The organism is Pseudomonas sp. Z1-14 (assembly GCF_051132005.1).
In the GTDB taxonomy this organism is placed as follows: Bacteria; Pseudomonadota; Gammaproteobacteria; order Pseudomonadales; family Pseudomonadaceae; genus Aquipseudomonas.
Genome location: NZ_CP071646.1, coordinates 5,401,328 through 5,418,567 on the forward strand (window position 1 = coordinate 5,401,328; position 17,240 = coordinate 5,418,567).

Sequence of the window (17,240 nt, forward strand, 5' to 3'; positions counted from 1 at the left end):
GTGCCATTATTGTGGCGTCAATTAACGTTATATCAGCCGCTTACACACCTTTAAAAGTCCGAAATCCCTGGCGCAGATTGCCTTCCCGCGCCAGGAATCGGCCTTCCCGGCGGCCGTTTGCCTGGCCATCGCGATAACTCAGGACGCCGTTGATCCATACGCCATCGATGCCCTCGGCAGCCCGTTGCGGCTGGTTGAAATCGGCGACGTCGCGGACGGTTTGCGGATTGAACAACACCAGGTCGGCCCAATATCCTTCGCGGATTTCACCCCGTTCCTTCAGGCCGAAGCGTGCAGCCGAAAGGCCGGTCATCTTGTGCACGGCGGTGTGTAACGGAAAAAGCCCGATATCTCGACTGAAATGTCCCAGCACCCGTGGGAAAGCGCCCCACAACCGAGGATGGGGAAACGGGTCCTCGGGCAAACCGTCGGAGCCGACCATCGACAACGGGTGCGCGAGGATGCGTCTTACGTCGCTTTCGTCCATGCCGTAGTACACCGCGCCGGCCGGCTGCAGGCGGCGCGCGGCTTCCAGCAGTGGCATGCCCCATTCGGCGGCGATGTCGATCAAGTCCCGTCCGCTCATGTGCGGGTGCGGCGTCGACCAGGTAATAGTGATGCGATGGGCATCGGTCACTTGCTTGAGGTCCAGCGTCGAAGAGCTCGCCGCGTAGGGATAACAGTCGCATCCGACGGGATGGCTTCTAGCGGCACTTTCCAACGCCGCGAGCACCTGTGGGCTACGCCCCCAATTGCCGGCGCCCGCACATTTGAGGTGGGAAATGATTACCGGGCTCCGGGCATGACGGCCGATCTGGAAGGCCTCGTCCATCGCTTCCAGCACCGGTTCGAATTCGCTGCGCAAATGGGTGGTGTAGACCGCGCCGAACGCTGCCAACTCTTCGCTCAGTTGCATGACTTCATCGGTCGACGCGCAGAACGCGTTGGCGTAGGCCAGCCCGGTGGATAAACCCAGCGCACCGTCCTCCAGGCTTTCGCGCAGTTGCTGACGCATGGCGGCGATTTCTCCTGCGCTGGCAGTGCGCAGCAGATCGTCCAGGTGGTTGCTGCGCAGCGCCGTGTGCCCGACCAGTGCCGCGACATTGACCGCCGGCGTGGCGGCTTCCACCGCCGCACGATAATCAGCGAAGCGTGGGTAGGCGAACGCCTGGGCAGCACCGAGCAGGTTCATCGGGTCCGGTGGATCGCCCCGCAGGCTGACGGGCGCAGCGCTGATGCCGCAATTGCCGACGATGACCGTGGTGACGCCCTGACTGAGTTTGGGCAGCATCTGCGGTTGGCGTATGACTACCGTGTCGTCGTGGGTATGCACGTCGATGAATCCCGGCGCCAGCACCCGGCCGGCGGCGTCGACTTCTTCAGTCGCCCGGGCGGCGCCGAGGTCGCCGATGTGCTCGATACGACCGGCGCGTATCGCCACGTCGGCGCTGTAGCCAGGCTTGTCGCTGCCGTCGATGATCAGCGCGTTGCGAATAAGCGTGTCGTAGTGCATGTCAGTCTCCCAGCGGCAGGTCGTCCTCGCCGCCTCGGTAATCGTCCAGGGCGAGCTTGACCCGCCGCAGGCGCTCTTGATTGTCTTGCGGATGGGCCAGCGCCAACTCGGTGGCGAGCACATCGATCGCCAACAGCATGCCGTAGCGCGCCGCCGTGGGTTTGAAGATGAACGAGGTTTCGGCACCTTGCAGGGGCAGTACCACATCCGCCAGGTGGGCCAGCGGCGAGTCGGTGCGGGTAATCGCCAGGATCGCTGCACCGTAGCTGCGCGCCAGTTCGACCGCGCCGAGCAGCTCCGGGGTGATACCAGTCAACGAACAGGCAATCACCAGATGCTGATCGCTCAGCGAAGTGGCCGTGATACGCATCATCAGCGGGTCGCGGCAGGCGGCGATCGGGTAGCCGAAACGCACCAGCCGCACCTGCAACTCTTCGCCGCACAGCGCCGACCACCCGCCGAGCCCGAACGCATGGATCATCCGCGCCTTGCCGATCATCCGTACCGCGTCGGCGAAGCGTGACTCGTCAAATGCCGACAAGTGCTGGCGCAGCGTCGATTCGATATCGCCGACGATCTGCCCATAAAACGCCGACTGCTCGGGCGCGCCCGTGGGGTCGAGGAAACGGCTGCCAACGCCACTGGCCTGGGCCAGTTGCAGGCGCAGATCGCGCAAATCGCGACAGCCGACAGTCCGGGCAAACCGCGACAGCGTGGCACTGCTGACTTCGGCGCGTTGGGCCAGTTCATCCAGGCTGGCGGAAGCGGCAAATCCTACGTCGTCGAGCATCAGTCGGGCGATTCTTCCTTCGCCTGCACTGAAGAAATCCTGACGGGAGCGGATCTGGTAAAGGATGTCCATGACGGCACCTCTGTTGGAGCGCGATCAGAGCACGCGCGCAAGCCCGAGGGTCAGGCCGAACGCGACCAAGGAGATCAACGTTTCGAGCACGGTCCAGGTCTTGAAGGTTTGGGTGACAGTCATATTGAAGTATTCCTTGATCAACCAGAAGCCGCCGTCGTTGACGTGGGAAAAGATCACCGACCCGGCGCCAGTCGCCAGCACCAACAGTTCAGGATGGGGATAACCGAGGCCGATCGCCACGGGCGCGACAATGCCCGAGGCCGTGGTCATCGCCACCGTCGCCGAACCGGTAGCGACGCGCATCAACGCGGCGAACAGCCAGCCCATGACCAACGGCGACAACTGGAACTCCTGGGCCAGCCCGACGATTTGCTGGGTCACGCCAGCGTCCACCAGAATCCGGTTCAAACCACCGCCGGCGCCCACCAGCAAAGTGATGCTGGCCGTAGGCGCCAGGCACTCGTTGGTGAATTTGAGGATCGATTCGCGGTTGAAGCCTTGGGCCAGGCCGAGGGTCCAGAAGCTGAGAATGGTCGCCAGGAGCAAGGCGATCACCGAGTTGCCGATAAACAACAGGAACTGGTTGAAACCGCTGCCCGGTGTGGAAATCAGGTTGGCCCAGCCACCGATCAGCATCAGGACCACCGGCAACAGGATCGTCCCCAACGTGATACCGAAGCCCGGCAGGTTGGCACGTGGCTCGCGGTCGAGAAATTGCCGCTCCAATGGGTTCTCGGCCGGCAGCTGAATGCGTGGCACGATGAATCTGGCGTACAGGGGACCGGCGATGATTGCGGTGGGAATGCCGATCAGGATGGCATACAGCAGCGTCTGCCCCACCGAAGCCTGGAATGCCTGCACCGCCAGCATCGCCGCCGGATGCGGTGGCACCAGGGCGTGGACCACCGACAGCCCGGACACCATTGGCAGGCCGACCATCAGGATCGACACGCCGACACGCCGGGCAATCGTGAATGCGATAGGCACCAGCAGCACAAAGCCGACCTCGAAAAACAACGGCAACCCCACCAGGAACGCAATGCACACCATCGCCCAGTGAGCGTTGCGCTCGCCGAAGCGCTCGATCAGCGTCTGCGCCATCCGCTCCGCGCCACCGGACTCGGCCATCATCTTGCCGAGCATCGTGCCCAAGGCCACCACCAGCGCAATGTGCCCCAGCGTTTTGCCCACGCCCGCCTCGTAGGCGCCCACGACGCTGGACGCTGGCATCCCGGCCAGCAGCGCCAGGCCGATAGAAACCAGGGTAATCACGATGAACGGGTTGAGACGGTAGCGGGCGATCAGGACAATCAGCGCAATGATCGCGATCGCCGCGTAGACCAACAGCCAATAACCGAAATCAGGGGCCATGCGTTACTCCTCGAATGGGGTCACGTCGTTGTTTATGAAACTCATAAATCATTTCGAGAAGAAATCTACAAACCCGCTGAAAGTAATTTTCGCCCACAGACAAAAAATGTCGCGCAGGGACATCGAGACAAGGCGCCGATGAAAATCCACAGCCGAATTTTCATCGCCAGACTGGCCCTTCGTGGCGAGGGGGCTTGCTCCCGCTGGCCTGCAAAGCCGGCCCCCGGAAAGCCAATCACTGGCCCCAAGGTCCTCGATTCCGTACCATTCCCCCCTTGCTTTTCGCACCACTTCTTCGGCAGCCGACTCTTCACCGGCGCCCAATCAGGTAAACCATGAAACCAGCTCGTCTTCGCGCCGACGCCCTCGCCGGCCTCACCACCTCTTTCGCCTTGCTCCCGGAATGCATTGCCTTCGCCCTGGTTGCGCATCTGAATCCGCTGATGGGTCTGTATGGCGCCTTCATCATCTGCACGTTGACCGCCCTGTTCGGCGGGCGGCCGGGCATGGTGTCGGGGGCGGCGGGATCGATGGCGGTGGTGATCGTCGCGCTGGTGGTGCAACACGGCGTGCAGTACCTGCTGGCCACGGTGCTGCTGGGCGGATTGATCATGATGGCGTTCGGGCTGCTGCGGCTGGGCAAGCTGGTGCGGATGGTGCCGCACCCGGTGATGCTCGGTTTCGTCAACGGCCTGGCGATCGTCATCGCGTTGGCGCAACTGGAGCACTTCAAGAGCGACGGAACCTGGCTGAGCGGCGCCCCGCTGTACCTGATGGCCGGCCTCGTGGCGTTGACCATGGCCATCGTCTATCTGCTCCCGCGCCTGACCCGTAGCGTACCGCCGGCCCTGGTGGCAATCCTCGGGATTGGCCTGACGGTCTACTTGCTTGGCCTGCCGACCCGGACGCTGGGCGACATGGCCCACATCGCCGGTGGCTTGCCGGTCTTTACCCTGCCAGATATCCCCTGGAACTTGGAAACATTGCTGATAATCGCGCCCTATGCGGTGGTCATGGCGATGGTCGGCCTGCTGGAAACGCTGCTGACCCTCAACCTCACCGACGAAATTACTGAGAGCCGTGGTTATCCGGACCGTGAGTGCGTGGCCTTGGGCGCGGCAAACATGGCGTCCGGCCTGTTAGGCGGCATGGGCGGTTGCGCCATGATCGGCCAGACGGTGATCAACCTAAGCTCCGGCGGGCGCGGCCGCTTGTCCGGAGTGGTGGCTGGGGTGATGGTGTTGCTGTTCGTGCTGTTCCTGTCGCCCTTGATCGAACGCATCCCGCTGGCCGCGCTGGTGGGCGTGATGTTCGTGGTCGCTCAGCAGACCTTTGCCTGGGCCTCGTTGCGGGTGATCAACAAGGTGCCGGCCAATGATGTGCTGGTAATTATCGCGGTCACCGTCATCACGGTGTTTACCGACCTGGCCGTCGCGGTCCTTTGCGGGATCATCATCGCGGCGCTCAACTTCGCCTGGCAACAGGCCCGGGAGTTGTACGCCGACACGCACCTGGAAGCCGACGGCAGCAAGCTTTATCGGTTGCACGGCACGTTGTTCTTCGCCTCGACCACGCCGTTCCTCAACCAGTTCGACACGGCCAACGACCCCGACCTGGTGACCCTGGACTGCCGCCACTTGAGCTTCGTCGACTACTCGGCCATCGCCGCGTTGATGACCCTGCGCGAGCGCTACAGCAAGGCGGGCAAGCATCTGCGGGTGTTTCATCTGTCTGAGCGTTGCAAACAGATGCTCAAGCGCGCGGGTGTGCATCACGACTGAGAAACGCCAGATATAAAAATGTGTGGGAGCGGGCTTGCTCGCGAAAGCGGCATGTCAGGCGACATTTCTATCGACTGACACACCGTATTCGCGAGCAAGCCCGCTCCCACAAGATTTATATTTACTGAAGTAACTCACACCATCTCATCAAGAATCCAAGCCACCACCGACGTGCGCTTCGGCGTCCACCCCAACAGCTCGCGGGCATTCTTGCCGCGCACGCGGCTGTTGGAGCCCAGGCCGTAATTGGCCATTTCATAACCCCACTCGGCTTCGGCATCCGCCAGCGGCCAATCCTGCGGTTCGCCAAGGTTCAGCGCCTGAGCCATCGCGGTGGTCATCTCGATGAACGAAGCTTCACCGCTTTCGACAAAGTAGAACGTGCCAGGCTGGTTGCGGGTCAGGGCCAGCGAGTACAACTCGACCACGTCCTCGATGTGCACGTTGGACCAGATGTTCTGCCCCGGTCCGACATGCCGCACCACGCCGCTTTTGTGTGCCTGCTTGAGCAGGCGCGGCAGTTGCACGCTGTCACGCTTGACGCCCAGGCTGTGGCCGTAGATCAGCGTGTTGCAGATCACCGCCGAATTCACGCCATGCTTTGCCGCTTCGAGGATCAGGTTGTCGATCGCGACACGGGGCGCCTTGTCGGCGGTAGGTTGCGGCAGGGAGTCTTCGTAGTAGATGTCATCGCTGGCACGACCGCCCGATGCGTCGCCGACGATGCTCGAACCGCTGGTATGCAGCAACACCTTGTTCGAGCCCTTGAGCGCCTCGACCAACGCTCCGGCCGCGCCACGATGGTCGCTGCTGGCGGCGTTGACCACCGCGTCGGCGGCTCGTGCCTGTTTGATCAGCAGCGCGCTGTCTTCAAGGGTGCCGATAACCGGCGTGATGCCCAGCGCGCTCAACTCGTCGGCTTGTTCGGCGTTGCGCACCAGGCCAGTGACCTGATGGCCGGCCCGCACGAGACCGGTGGCAATGGAACCGCCGATGAAGCCGGCAGCGCCGGTAACAAATACTTTCATAGGGTAACTCCTTGGCGAGATCAGTGATGGGACGAGTATCGAGGAGCGTTCCTTGCCGAAACAGTCCACGTTGCCCAAATCACTCTTGCCTTGAAGTCACGAATCAGCCCTTGAATTCCCGCGAGGCGTACCCGGCGAGCTTGCCTTGGATGAAGTCCAGGAAGCACTGGATCCTCAGCGCCAGTTGAGAGTTGCGGTAGTACACCGCGTTGATCGGCTGGCGGTAGCCGCTGTTGGCATCGGCCAGCAGCACCTTGAGGCGACCGGCACTGATATCGTCGCGCGTCATGAAATCCGACAGGCAAGCGATGCCCTGCCCTTGCAGCGCCAGGTGACGCACCGTTTCGCCGCTGGACGCGCTGATGGCCGGCTGGATCGGCCAGCGATCACCGTGGATGTGGCGCAGCGGCCACTGGTTGAGCCCGTCGTTCTGGGCAAACCCCAGCAGCGAATGCTCCGCCAACTCGGCCACGCTGGAGGGTGTGCCATGGCGCTTGAGATAGGCCGGGCTGGCGAGGATGTGCAACGGACTGCATCCCAGCGACCGTGCATGAAGCGTCGAGTCGGTCAGGGTGCCGATGCGGATGGCGATGTCTGTGCTTTGCTCGAGCAGATCGATGATCAAGTCGTTGCTGTTGAGTTCGAGCTGAATGTCGGGGTAGAGCGTGCGGAATTCTTCGATATGAGGAACGATCGCGTGCAGCATGAACGGCGATGCGGCATTGATCCGCAAGCGCCCGGCGGGGTTCTTCTGGCGGGAAGACAAGCGCTCTTCCAGCTCGTCCATCTGGTCGAGAATGCCCTTGGCCTGCTCGAAGAAATACTTGCCCTCTTCAGTCAGGTCCATGCGCCGCGTGGTGCGGTTGATCAGCGTGGTGTCGAGCTTGGCCTCCAGGCGCGACAACGTACGGCTGACCGCCGACGGCGTCTGCCCGACCTGCTCGGCGGCGGCGGAAATCGATCCGCACTCGATCACGCAGACAAAAATCTGCAACTCGTCGGATCTGGCTTTCACAGACATCCTCTCGTGGAATGCATATACCGATGTAACGATCGCCTTTGTGGCGAGGGAGCTTGCTCCCGCTGGGCGCGTAGCGACCGCTTTTTGGAGGCGCTTCGCACCTCAGCGGGAGCAAGCTCCCTCGCCACGACACCTTCGCTTCAAGTCAGCCGGATACTAGCCCGATTACCGCGAAAGACCGAACACCTCTATCAAATGCCGCTCATACCGCGCCACATCTTCTTCGATGTTCGGACGCTTCATCACGTCCACGCAGAGAAACGTTGGCAGACCGGTCATGCCGAGGAACTGATTGGCCTTGTGGAACGGGAAATACACCGCGTCCACGCCCTTGGCTTCGAAGAAATCAGTCGGGTCGTCGAAGGCTTGCTGCGGGGCGTTCCAGGTCAGCGACAGCATGTACTGCTTGTCCTGCACCAGGCCACCGCTGCCATATTTCTGCGAAGCATCGGAACGGGTGCGGCCGTCGCTGGCATAGAGGCTGCCGTGGCCTTCGGTGAAGACCTCGTCGACGTATTTTTTTACCGTCCATGGCGCCCCCATCCACCAGCCGGGCATCTGGTAAATGATCACGTCGGCCCAAAGGAACTTCGCGACCTCTTCCTTGATGTCGTAGCCGCCGTCGATGAACGTGGTTTTTACATCCAGACCGCCACGATCGAGCACGCTGAGCGCAGTGTCGTGCAGGGTTGCGTTATAGCGACCGTCGGAGTGAGCGAATTGTTTACCGCCATTGAGCAACAGGATTTTTTTCATCGGAGCCTCATTGGTTCCACGGCGTAGACCGCTGGACGGACGCCGAAGGGAAAGATTGAAAATGATGGCGGCAGAGTACCGATGAGCTTCGCGCGGAATAAGCAGCGAAACGACAAAACTGTTTTGACCTATACGCACGAATCGCAACTGGATTGTTGCCGTAAAATTCGCCGGACCCTTTGACCAGGAGCCCACCTGATGAGTGAATTGCACGGTTTCATCCTGCACGCCAAGACCCGCCCGGAAAAAGCCGAAGCTTTCGAAACGCTGTTTCGCGCCTACGTCGAACCGAGTCGTGCCGAGCCTGGCTGCATCGAATATCACATGCTGCGCGACCAGCAGGACCCGACGTTGTTCATCTTCTATGAGATCTGGGCATCCCAGGCTGACCTGGAAGTGCATTCGAACCTGCCGCACATGAAGCAGTTCTTCGAGCAGCGCATGGACTATCTGGAACGCGACTTCGAGATTCGCCGCGTCGACATGCTCAGTCGATCCTCGGCTAGCCGCTGATCAACAGGTGGCCGCCGAGCACACCAAGGCCAATAAAAAACACCCGCTTGAACAATACGGCGCTGATCCGCTGGCGCAGCCATTGCCCCAGCCACATCCCCAGCAGCGCCGGCACCAGCGCCAGCAGCGAAGCGCTCAGTTCACCGCCCCCCAGCGCACCGTGCCACAGCAGGCCAGCCGCCAAGGCCAGCGTCGAGACGGTGAATGACAGGCCGAGGGCCTGCACCAACTCATCCTTGCTCAAGCCCAGCGCTTGCAGATAAGGCACCGCCGGGATGACGAACACGCCTGTGGCCGAGGTGATCACACCGGTCAGCAGGCCACAGAGTGGCGCGAGCCAGTGTTCATCCCGGGCGCTCACTCGCAATGTCGGCAACAACAACCCGCTCAACGCATACAACACCAGCGCCGCGCCGAGCGCCCGTACCGCCCAGGCGCCGCCCACCATGCCGATCCACAAAGTGCCAAGGCCGGTGCCGATGAAAATCGCCAGCAGCAGCGGCCACAAGCGCCGGATCAACGCTTGCAGATGCCCGCCAGATGCCAGTTGCCAGACGTTGGTCAGCGTGGCTGGAATCAGTAACAGTGCCGCAGCCTGTGCCGGAGCCATAGCCAGGCCGAGAAGGCCCATTGAAATGGTCGGCAGGCCGAGGCCTATCACGCCCTTGATGGTACCGGCCAGCAGAAAGGTACCGATGACCAGCAAGGAAAGGGCCAGGCCGAGGTTTTGATAGAAGGCGAGGAGTGTGTTCATGGGGTTATGCTGATGTCCACGCCCGGGTTTGAAAATGTGCCATATACTGAGGGTGCCTCTTGTCTGGCGATAGGCAAAAAAAATTTACGTTGCCGCTTTCGCGAGCAGGCTCGCTCCCACAGTTGAATTGCAAACCGTGTGGGAGCGAGCCTGCTCGCGAAAGCGATAAACCAGGCACCGAAGCCTCCCGAGAGCAGCCCATGCACTTCGATCTCACCGACCTGCGCCTCTACCTGAACATCCTCGACACCGGCAACATCACCGCCGGCGCCGCTCGCAGCCATCTTTCCCTGGCAGCGGCAAGCGCCCGGGTGCGTGCCATGGAGGCGTCCCTGGGCATCGACCTGCTCGAACGCGGGCGGCGCGGCGTCACTCCGACGCCAGCCGGCAAAGCCTTGGCCCAGCATGCCCGGGTCCTGCTGCAGCACGCCGAACATCTGCAACAGGACCTGGCCGAATACGCCAAAGGCGTCAAAGGCCAGGTGCGGCTGCTATGCAACACCAGCGCGATGACCGAATACCTGCCCGAATTACTCGCCAGTTTCCTCAACAGCCACCCCAACCTGGACATCGACCAGCAGGAGTTGCCCAGTTCACGGATCACCCATGCGTTGCGCCAGGGCGCCGCAGACCTGGGTATCGTTTCCGACGCGGTGGACACCGCTGGCCTTCAGACCTGGCCTTTTCGTGACGATCCGCTGGTCCTGGTCCTACCGTCGGGACATCCCTTGGCTGACGGCCGCACGCCGAGTTTCAGCGAGACCCTCAACCACGACTATGTCGGCCTGAGCGCCACCAGCGCGCTGGCGATTTACCTGGAGGAACAGGCGCTGCACACCGGAATGCGCATGCAGATCCGCATTCGCGCCGAGAGCTTTGACGGGGTGATCCGCATGGTTGCCCATGGCGCGGGTATTGCCGTCGTGCCGAAAGCTGCTATCGAACGCCGTCCATCCCAATCCTCATATCACTACGTGCCGTTGCAGGAGGCCTGGGCGCACCGGGCGCTGTTGCTTTGCGCACGGAATTTCGAACGTCTGCCGGCCTACGCCAAGGCCCTGGCCCGGCATCTGGCCGAATGATGCGCGCTTCTGGGCAGCCCGGTGTCGAGTTCAGGCATCTGCCTGGTCCTTCTCCACGCTAGGGTGCAGGTTCTTTCCTGCCCCTTCGGAGCTCACATGACCGCCCCCATCACCGTCCTGCGCGATACTCATCCGCTGCCTGTACTCGATGCCTGCAAATGGGAAAAACTCGAAGGCGACCCGCACACCGTCAACCTCAACGCTTATACCAGCGAAGACGGCAGCAAGATCATGGGCACCTGGATCTGCACGCCCGGCAAGTGGCGGGTGGACTACGTGAAGTGGGAGTATTGCCATTTCCAGGAAGGCTACTGCGTGATCACCCCGGACGGCATGGCGCCGATTCATCTGCGCGCCGGTGATATTTTTGTCGTCGAGCCAGGCATGAAAGGCACGTGGGAAGTGGTCGAGACCGTGCGCAAATATTTCGTATTTGCCTGAAACAAAAAAGCCGAGGGACCACCTGTGGCGAGGGAGCTTGCTCCCGCTGGGTTGCGCAGCAACCCCAATTTTGATGGGCGCTTCGCACCCAAGCGGGAGCAAGCTCCCTCGCCACAAAAGCCTCTCGATATCACAGGTTCACTGCGGCTTGCGATAGCTGTTCACAATCGCCGAGAAATCCTTGCCGCCCTCGCCCCGCTGGCTCATCGCCTGGTACAACTGCTGCGCCACTGCCCCCAATATCACCGGCTGACGGGCTTGCCGCGCGGCTTCGGTGGCCAGGCCCAAATCCTTGAGCATCAGGTCCGCGCCAAACCCGCCGGTATATCCACGCGCCGCCGGGGCCGTTTCGATCACGCCGGGCCATGGGTTGTAGGTATCGGAACTCCAGCATCGGCCGGTCGAACTGTTGATGATGCCGGCCAGCACCTGGGTGTCGATCCCCAGGGCATCGCCCAAAGCCATGGCCTCGCTGACGCCGACCATGGAAATCCCCAAGAGCAGGTTGTTGCAAATTTTGGCGATCTGCCCGGTGCCGACTTCGCCGCAATGCACGATGTTGCGGCCCATTTGCGCCAGTACCGGTTGCAAGGTGGCGAACAGCTCAGGCGCGGCGCCGACCATGAAGGTCAGGGTGCCCGCCGCCGCGCCGCCGGTGCCGCCCGAAACAGGCGCATCGGCCATTGCCACTCCCTGCCTGGCAGCGGCAGCCGCCACGTCACGGGCGGTTTGTGGATCGATGGTGCTGCAATCCACCGCCGGCGTACCGGCGGCGATACCTGCCAGCACGCCGTCTTCGCCCAGCCAGACACTGCGCACATGGGCAGCGGCCGGCAGCATGGTGATCACCAGCGCCGCGCCCTGGGCCGCATCGCGAGGCGAGGCGCTGATGGTGCCGCCGAGCGCCGCCAGTTCGGCCAGCACCGTCTGGTTCAGGTCGAACAGGTTCAGCGAATGGCCGGCCTTGAGCAGATTGCGCGCCATCGGGGCGCCCATGTTGCCGAGGCCGATAAATGCGATGTTCATGTCCGGCTCCTTAACGCAAGTTGATGGTGGTGTTCACACCGTCGTTGACGCTGTCATCGTCGAACCAGCGAGCGGTGACGGTCTTGGTCTGAGTGTAGAACTGCACCACTTGTTTGCCGTAAGGGCCGAGGTCGCCGAGTTTCGAGCCGCGGGAGCCAGTGAAGCTGAAAAACGGCACCGGCACCGGGATCGGGATGTTGATACCGACCTGGCCGACGTCGATTTCGCTCTGGAATTTGCGCGCCGCCGCACCGCTCTGGGTGAACAGGCCAGTGCCGTTGCCAAACGGATTGGCGTTGACCAGGGCGATCGCTTGATCGAGGGTATCGACCTCCAGCACCACCAGCACCGGGCCGAAAATTTCCTCGGTGTAGATGCGCATGTCGGTGGTTACGCCGGAAAACAGGGTCGGACCGACGAAGTTGCCCTGCTCGAAGCCCGGCACGCTGATGTCGCGGCCATCCAGTTCAAGTTTTGCGCCTTGCTGCACGCCGCTCTCGATCAGTTCAAGGATGCGCGCCTTGGCTCGCTTGGAAATCACCGGGCCGACATCCGTGCCCGGCTCGCTGCCGGCATTGACCTTGAGTTTCTGCGCCAGCGCCTTCAGCTCCGGCAACCATTGCCTGGCTGCGCCCACCATCACCACCACCGAAGTCGCCATGCAACGCTGGCCCGCCGCGCCGAAACCGGCACCGACCAGGGCGTTCAGGGTTTGCTCGCGATTGGCGTCGGGCAGCACCACGGCGTGGTTCTTGGCGCCCATCATCGATTGCACGCGTTTGCCATGGCGACCCGCCAGGTCATACACATGGGTGCCGACCGCCGTTGAGCCGACGAAGGAAACGGCCTTGATGTCCTTGTGAGTGCAAAGCGCATCCACCACATCCTTGCCGCCGTGCACCACGTTCAACACGCCCGGCGGAACACCGGCCTCGATGGCCAGCTCCACCAGCAGCATGGTCGACAGCGGATCCTGCTCCGACGGCTTGAGCACGAACGTATTGCCGCAGGCGATGGCCATCGGGAACATCCACAGCGGAATCATCGCCGGGAAGTTGAACGGGGTAATGCCCGCACACACACCAATCGGCTGGCGCAGGGTATAGGTATCCACCCCACCGGCGACATTCTCGGCAAACTCGCCCATTTGCAGGGTGCCGATGGAACAGGCGTGCTCGACCACTTCCAGGCCGCGGAAAATATCGCCCTCGGCGTCGGCGATGGTCTTGCCCTGTTCGGCGCTGAGCACCGCGGCGATGCGCTTGGAATGCTCGCGGATCAGCGCCTGAAGCTTGAGCATGATGCGCATCCGCGCACCGATCGGCGTCAATTTCCAGGTCTGGAAAGCACGCTGGGCAGCAGCGATGGCGGCATCGACTTCCGAGGCCGTGGCAAACGGTACCTTCGCCAGCACTTGTTGGGTGGCCGGGTTGACGATGTCGTGCCATTCGCTGGATTGGGACTCGACCCACTCGCCATCGATCAGCAATCTGACGGTTTGCAGGGCTGTGTCGCTGGGCGTAAGGGAAACGTTCATGCTGGCCTCCGGGATTGTTCTTATAAGGGCGCGCTGGTTCAGCAACGACCAAGGTCAACAGGCACCTTGGTGATGAGACGGTTTTTGGAGTATAGATGTGCAAACTTCTAATAAGAACGCACATAAAAACCGGTCCATCATGCAAAAAAACATTACATCCCTCGGGTCGCTGAATTGGGACGACCTCAAGTTTTTCCTCGAAGTGGCCCGCACCCGCAAGGCCAGCACGGCCGCCAAGCGTCTGGCCGTCGACTACACCACGGTGTCGCGACGCATCAGCTCGCTGGAAGCTTCTTTGGGTACGCTGCTGTTCGAAAAATCCCGGACCAACGGTTTTGTCCTGACGGCTGAAGGCCAACGTTTGCTGGGCTATGCCGAGTCGATCGAAAGCACGCTGCACATGGCTTGCGAACAGGTTTCAGGCTCAGGCGTCGCGCTGTCCGGGCATGTGCGCATGGGCTGCACCGAAGGCTTCGGCAGCTTTTTCATCACCCCGCAGTTGAGCCACTTCGTCGACGCCTACCCGGCGATCTCGGTGGACATCCTGCCGCTGCCGCACTTCATCAGCCTCTCCAAGCGCGAAGCCGATATCGTCATCGCCCTCGAGCGCCCGGAACACGGACCGTACGTGTGCTGCAAACTCTGCGACTACCGGTTGCAGCTTTATGCAACCCGGCAATACCTGGACAATCACTCACCGATCCACCGCCCGGCAGACCTGAGCAGGCACTCGTTCATCAGCTACGTGGATGACCTGGCGTTCAGTTCCGAGCTGCTCTACCTGGCCAACGTATTGCCCGGCGCCCACGCTCATCTGCGCAGCACCAGCGTGATCGCGCAATTCGTGGCGGCGCAACAAGGCCGGTCACTGGCGATCCTGCCATGCTTTTTGGCCGCCCAAGACCCACGCCTGCTGCCAGTGCTGCCGGAGGAAATCACGGTCACCCGGCAATTCTGGATGTACTGCCGGGAGGATCTGCGCAAGCTCAAGCGGATCACGTTGTTGTGGGATTACATCCGGGAAGTCACCGAACAGAACCAGCCACTACTCATGGGCGACAGCCGGGAGATGGTGTTTGCCGATTAGTCGGCGATGACCACGATGGCCACGCGACGATTTTCGGTGCGCCCGCTGGCGGTGTCGTTGGGGGCGACGGGTTGGCTGCTGCCCAGGCCACGCAGTTGGACGTTCTCTTCGCGCATGCCCACGCCTCTCAAGACTTTGCCAACGCTTTCGGCCCGACGTATCGACAGTTGTTCGTTATAGGCCTGGGAGCCCGATGCATCGGTGTGGCCGTCGATACGTACCCGCTCGATTCCCGCACCCAGCAGTGCCTTGCCGATCCGCTCGACGATCTCGGTGCTGGCCGGGTTGAGGCTTTCCACGTCACTGCCAAACAGCACTTTGCCCGAAAGTCCGAAGGCCCAGCCGTCGTCTGTCAGTTTGAACCCCTGCTCCTTGAGAACAGCGATCTGCGCTGGGCTCAGTCCTTTTTGCGGCGTCGTCTGGCATCCGCTGATGGCAAAAATGGCGATGAACAAAAATGCTGCATAACGCAGCAGAGAAAAACGCGAATTGGAAAACATGCAAATCAGCTCCTGGTTTGAAGATCCGCGACCGGGTGCTCCGACCCCGCCGTGTGTTGGCCGCCTCGGGCGAGGCGTTTGGCCTGGTACATCGCCGCATCGGCGGCGCTGAGCAAGGCGCCGGGCGTGGCGCCATGATCGGGGTAAACGGCGATGCCGATGCTGAGGGACGTCAGGACCGAGGCATTGCCGGGCAATTGAATCGGCATCTCCATGCTCGCGATGATTTTTTCAGCGATCCGTTCGGCATCCTCGGTCTTGTGCAACGGCGCCAGCAGCACGGCAAACTCGTCACCGCCCAGACGCGCGACCAAGTCATCCTCACGCAACTGCGCCCGGACCCGGGTCGCCACGGCGGTCAACACCGCGTCACCGGCGGCATGACCAAAGTTGTCGTTGATGCCCTTGAAGCGATCGCTGTCCAGGTAGAGGACGGCCACTTGCTCGTCGAGCTTGTTGGCATTGCGCAAGGCACGGATCAGCCGACCTTCGAAAAAGGCCCGGTTCGGCAGCCCGGTCAGGCTGTCGTGGCTGGCCTGGTGAGCCAGGGTCTCGTTTTCGCTTTGCAGATGGGTCTGCCAGGATTCCAGCTCGGCAAGCAGTGCGTTGAAGTCGTTGCCCAGATTATCCAGTTCGGCGATATCGGCCGGTGGCACTCGGCGATCCAGGGCACGCTCGCAACGGGCGGCGTGGGCTACTTCAGCAAGGCTACGCAAAGGTCCGGTAATCGCCCGCAACTGACGGCGCGCCAGATACAGGGCGACCCAGGCACTGACCGCCGTGCACAGGATGATCCCGGCCAGGCCGCTGAGCAGAAAGCGCAACAAGCTACCGCCGTGTCCTGCCAGCAGGATCCTGCCAATGTTCTGTTCCTGGTGGATGATTGGCAGGCTGATGGGCTTTTCCAGGAATGCCTTGGCGATGTGCATTTCCAGCTCCGACAGGAGACCGGTTTCCGGTCGCCGCCAATGCGCCAACAGACGGCCACTTTCATTGAAGACCTGGGCATCGGCGACTTCTTCAGTGGAAGCAATAAGGGCCAGCGCTTCGGTGGCCGCCGCAGCGTCATCGAAGACCACGGCCGCCTCCACGGTGTAGCTGATCGAACGGGCAATCAGATGCAAGTTGTGATCGGCATAGACCCGTAAGGCAAGCACGCCCAACAAGGTCAGGGAGACGCTGGCCATGGTGATCGCCACCAGCGCAACGATCAGGTGACCGCGACCGATGACCGAGCCCAACGTGGGACGAATTCGTGATCTGGACGAATTCATGGCGCGGCGGGCCTACGGCGTGACAGCTGGAGGACGCTCGGATGGATGCGTACACCGCTGCGTGCCACCGAGTCGAGGTTGACCTCGAACGACACCTGTTCATCTCCGACCCGCAGGCAGAACAGGCTGCCCACGGTGCATTGGTCGCCGCCTTCGCTGATGCTCAACACCGGCTTGCCGATCAGGGACTCAAACAATCGGGAGCGTTCGTCGTTGGTCAGCCTGCCGATGTAGACGGCATTGCAATCGCTCGCGATGCCGGGATGGTCGGCCAGCAAGCGCTGTACCGTCACAGGCCTGCCGGTGGCCTGGGCGGTGCCTTTGACCAGGTCGTCGGTGTATTGGGTCGGACCGACGATGCACAGCTGCAATTGCGTCGGTTCAACAGGCCAGCGAGCGTAGCTGAGAATCCCCAACACGACCTGGGTGACCGCTTCGGCCCGCTGTTCGGCCCGAGTGGTAGAGGTCGGCTCTTGGGCGGCAATTGCAGGCGACAGCAAGCACAGCAGACCGGCGAGCACATAATGCCTCCGGCCGTTTCCGCGCGCCGCCCCCCGAACCGCCGCTTCCATGGAGAATCTCTTGGTGTGGATAAGTGCGAAACGATAGCACAGTGTCAAAAAGCCAGCGAGACAGAGTCCTACGCAAATTTCCGTCAGAAAACAGACTAATCACAACCTTTGAACAAACA

17 protein-coding genes are annotated in these 17,240 nt (G+C 61.9%); 5 read left to right on the forward strand and 12 right to left on the reverse strand.

Features of this window, described 5'->3' with window-relative positions:
* Positions 1-40: 40 nt before the first annotated feature.
* Genes J3P89_RS24870 through J3P89_RS24880 form a run of 3 tightly spaced genes read right to left on the reverse strand, consistent with a single transcriptional unit; the run spans position 41 to position 3,749 of the window.
* Positions 41-1,513, reverse strand: a complete 1,473-nt coding sequence (locus J3P89_RS24870; protein WP_434695945.1) for an N-acyl-D-amino-acid deacylase family protein — start codon at positions 1,511-1,513, stop codon at positions 41-43.
* 1 nt (position 1,514) lies between these two features.
* On the reverse strand, positions 1,515-2,375 hold the full coding sequence (locus J3P89_RS24875) for a MurR/RpiR family transcriptional regulator (RefSeq protein WP_434695946.1): 861 nt from the start codon (positions 2,373-2,375) through the stop codon (positions 1,515-1,517).
* Positions 2,376-2,399: 24 nt separating this feature from the next.
* Positions 2,400-3,749 (reverse strand): gluconate:H+ symporter, encoded by a 1,350-nt coding sequence (locus J3P89_RS24880; RefSeq protein ID WP_434695947.1) that lies wholly within the window; start codon positions 3,747-3,749, stop codon positions 2,400-2,402.
* Between the two features lie 335 nt (positions 3,750-4,084).
* On the opposite strand from J3P89_RS24880, the gene J3P89_RS24885 reads away from it, so the two are divergent.
* Positions 4,085-5,530 (forward strand): SulP family inorganic anion transporter, encoded by a 1,446-nt coding sequence (locus J3P89_RS24885; RefSeq protein WP_434695948.1) that lies wholly within the window; start codon positions 4,085-4,087, stop codon positions 5,528-5,530.
* Positions 5,531-5,664: 134 nt separating this feature from the next.
* Here the strand turns inward: J3P89_RS24885 and J3P89_RS24890 are convergent, their stop codons facing one another.
* From J3P89_RS24890 to J3P89_RS24900, 3 genes are all read right to left on the reverse strand, one after another.
* Positions 5,665-6,558 carry an NAD-dependent epimerase/dehydratase family protein gene (locus tag J3P89_RS24890; RefSeq protein WP_434695950.1) on the reverse strand — a complete coding sequence of 298 codons (894 nt, stop codon included), beginning with the start codon at positions 6,556-6,558 and terminating at the stop codon, positions 5,665-5,667.
* Positions 6,559-6,661: 103 nt separating this feature from the next.
* Positions 6,662-7,573: a LysR substrate-binding domain-containing protein gene (locus J3P89_RS24895; RefSeq protein ID WP_434695951.1), complete on the reverse strand. Its 912-nt coding sequence runs from the start codon at positions 7,571-7,573 to the stop codon at positions 6,662-6,664.
* A gap of 171 nt (positions 7,574-7,744) precedes the next feature.
* The gene (locus tag J3P89_RS24900) at positions 7,745-8,335 is read right to left on the reverse strand and encodes an NAD(P)H-dependent oxidoreductase (RefSeq protein ID WP_434695952.1); all 591 of its coding nucleotides are present in this window, start codon (positions 8,333-8,335) and stop codon (positions 7,745-7,747) included.
* A gap of 198 nt (positions 8,336-8,533) precedes the next feature.
* Here J3P89_RS24900 and J3P89_RS24905 point away from each other — a divergent pair, with 198 nt between their 5' ends.
* The gene (locus tag J3P89_RS24905; RefSeq protein ID WP_434626273.1) at positions 8,534-8,848 is read left to right on the forward strand and encodes a putative quinol monooxygenase; all 315 of its coding nucleotides are present in this window, start codon (positions 8,534-8,536) and stop codon (positions 8,846-8,848) included.
* On the opposite strand, the gene J3P89_RS24910 is transcribed toward J3P89_RS24905, so the two are convergent.
* Positions 8,838-9,602, reverse strand: coding sequence for a sulfite exporter TauE/SafE family protein (locus J3P89_RS24910; protein WP_434695953.1), 765 nt, complete (start codon positions 9,600-9,602; stop codon positions 8,838-8,840). The two genes, J3P89_RS24905 and J3P89_RS24910, sit on opposite strands and share 11 nt — an antisense overlap.
* A 200-nt stretch (positions 9,603-9,802) precedes the next feature.
* Between J3P89_RS24910 and J3P89_RS24915 the strand changes: the two genes are divergently transcribed.
* Together J3P89_RS24915 and J3P89_RS24920 are read left to right on the forward strand one after the other, a co-directional pair.
* Positions 9,803-10,684: a LysR family transcriptional regulator gene (locus tag J3P89_RS24915; protein ID WP_434695954.1), complete on the forward strand. Its 882-nt coding sequence runs from the start codon at positions 9,803-9,805 to the stop codon at positions 10,682-10,684.
* A gap of 96 nt (positions 10,685-10,780) precedes the next feature.
* Positions 10,781-11,125 (forward strand): cupin domain-containing protein, encoded by a 345-nt coding sequence (locus tag J3P89_RS24920; RefSeq protein ID WP_003177747.1) that lies wholly within the window; start codon positions 10,781-10,783, stop codon positions 11,123-11,125.
* Positions 11,126-11,263: 138 nt separating this feature from the next.
* On the opposite strand, the gene mmsB is transcribed toward J3P89_RS24920, so the two are convergent.
* Together mmsB and J3P89_RS24930 are read right to left on the reverse strand one after the other, a co-directional pair.
* Positions 11,264-12,151 (reverse strand): 3-hydroxyisobutyrate dehydrogenase, encoded by an 888-nt coding sequence (gene mmsB, locus J3P89_RS24925; RefSeq protein WP_434695955.1) that lies wholly within the window; start codon positions 12,149-12,151, stop codon positions 11,264-11,266.
* A gap of 10 nt (positions 12,152-12,161) precedes the next feature.
* Positions 12,162-13,688 (reverse strand): CoA-acylating methylmalonate-semialdehyde dehydrogenase, encoded by a 1,527-nt coding sequence (locus tag J3P89_RS24930; protein ID WP_434569899.1) that lies wholly within the window; start codon positions 13,686-13,688, stop codon positions 12,162-12,164.
* Positions 13,689-13,827: 139 nt separating this feature from the next.
* Here J3P89_RS24930 and J3P89_RS24935 point away from each other — a divergent pair, with 139 nt between their 5' ends.
* Positions 13,828-14,775, forward strand: coding sequence for a LysR family transcriptional regulator (locus J3P89_RS24935; RefSeq protein ID WP_434695957.1), 948 nt, complete (start codon positions 13,828-13,830; stop codon positions 14,773-14,775).
* On the opposite strand, the gene J3P89_RS24940 is transcribed toward J3P89_RS24935, so the two are convergent.
* From J3P89_RS24940 to J3P89_RS24950, 3 genes are read right to left on the reverse strand one after another with little or no spacing between them, the layout of a single operon-like run.
* A complete protein-coding gene (locus J3P89_RS24940; RefSeq protein ID WP_434695958.1) occupies positions 14,772-15,275 on the reverse strand; it encodes an OmpA family protein in 504 nt (167 codons plus the stop codon). The genes J3P89_RS24935 and J3P89_RS24940 overlap by 4 nt on opposite strands.
* 5 nt (positions 15,276-15,280) lie before the next feature.
* Positions 15,281-16,549, reverse strand: a complete 1,269-nt coding sequence (locus tag J3P89_RS24945; protein WP_305497012.1) for a diguanylate cyclase domain-containing protein — start codon at positions 16,547-16,549, stop codon at positions 15,281-15,283.
* On the reverse strand, positions 16,546-17,121 hold the full coding sequence (locus J3P89_RS24950) for a YfiR family protein (RefSeq protein WP_305497013.1): 576 nt from the start codon (positions 17,119-17,121) through the stop codon (positions 16,546-16,548). The genes J3P89_RS24945 and J3P89_RS24950 overlap by 4 nt, the downstream gene beginning before the upstream one ends.
* Between the last annotated feature and the right edge of the window lie 119 nt (positions 17,122-17,240).

Excerpts from the sequence above, each read along its gene's own strand:
- J3P89_RS24900 (WP_434695952.1), bottom strand. The coding sequence starts at position 8,335 with ATGAAAAAAATCCTGTTGCTCAATGGCGGTAAACAATTCGCTCACTCC.
- J3P89_RS24910 (WP_434695953.1), bottom strand. The coding sequence starts at position 9,602 with ATGAACACACTCCTCGCCTTCTATCAAAACCTCGGCCTGGCCCTTTCC.
- J3P89_RS24875 (WP_434695946.1), bottom strand. The coding sequence starts at position 2,375 with ATGGACATCCTTTACCAGATCCGCTCCCGTCAGGATTTCTTCAGTGCA.
- J3P89_RS24920 (WP_003177747.1), top strand. The coding sequence starts at position 10,781 with ATGACCGCCCCCATCACCGTCCTGCGCGATACTCATCCGCTGCCTGTA.
- J3P89_RS24890 (WP_434695950.1), bottom strand. The coding sequence starts at position 6,558 with ATGAAAGTATTTGTTACCGGCGCTGCCGGCTTCATCGGCGGTTCCATT.
- J3P89_RS24885 (WP_434695948.1), top strand. The coding sequence starts at position 4,085 with ATGAAACCAGCTCGTCTTCGCGCCGACGCCCTCGCCGGCCTCACCACC.
- J3P89_RS24880 (WP_434695947.1), bottom strand. The coding sequence starts at position 3,749 with ATGGCCCCTGATTTCGGTTATTGGCTGTTGGTCTACGCGGCGATCGCG.
- J3P89_RS24935 (WP_434695957.1), top strand. The coding sequence starts at position 13,828 with ATGCAAAAAAACATTACATCCCTCGGGTCGCTGAATTGGGACGACCTC.
- J3P89_RS24940 (WP_434695958.1), bottom strand. The coding sequence starts at position 15,275 with ATGTTTTCCAATTCGCGTTTTTCTCTGCTGCGTTATGCAGCATTTTTG.
- J3P89_RS24930 (WP_434569899.1), bottom strand. The coding sequence starts at position 13,688 with ATGAACGTTTCCCTTACGCCCAGCGACACAGCCCTGCAAACCGTCAGA.
- J3P89_RS24905 (WP_434626273.1), top strand. The coding sequence starts at position 8,534 with ATGAGTGAATTGCACGGTTTCATCCTGCACGCCAAGACCCGCCCGGAA.
- J3P89_RS24870 (WP_434695945.1), bottom strand. The coding sequence starts at position 1,513 with ATGCACTACGACACGCTTATTCGCAACGCGCTGATCATCGACGGCAGC.
- mmsB (WP_434695955.1), bottom strand. The coding sequence starts at position 12,151 with ATGAACATCGCATTTATCGGCCTCGGCAACATGGGCGCCCCGATGGCG.
- J3P89_RS24950 (WP_305497013.1), bottom strand. The coding sequence starts at position 17,121 with ATGGAAGCGGCGGTTCGGGGGGCGGCGCGCGGAAACGGCCGGAGGCAT.
- J3P89_RS24915 (WP_434695954.1), top strand. The coding sequence starts at position 9,803 with ATGCACTTCGATCTCACCGACCTGCGCCTCTACCTGAACATCCTCGAC.
- J3P89_RS24945 (WP_305497012.1), bottom strand. The coding sequence starts at position 16,549 with ATGAATTCGTCCAGATCACGAATTCGTCCCACGTTGGGCTCGGTCATC.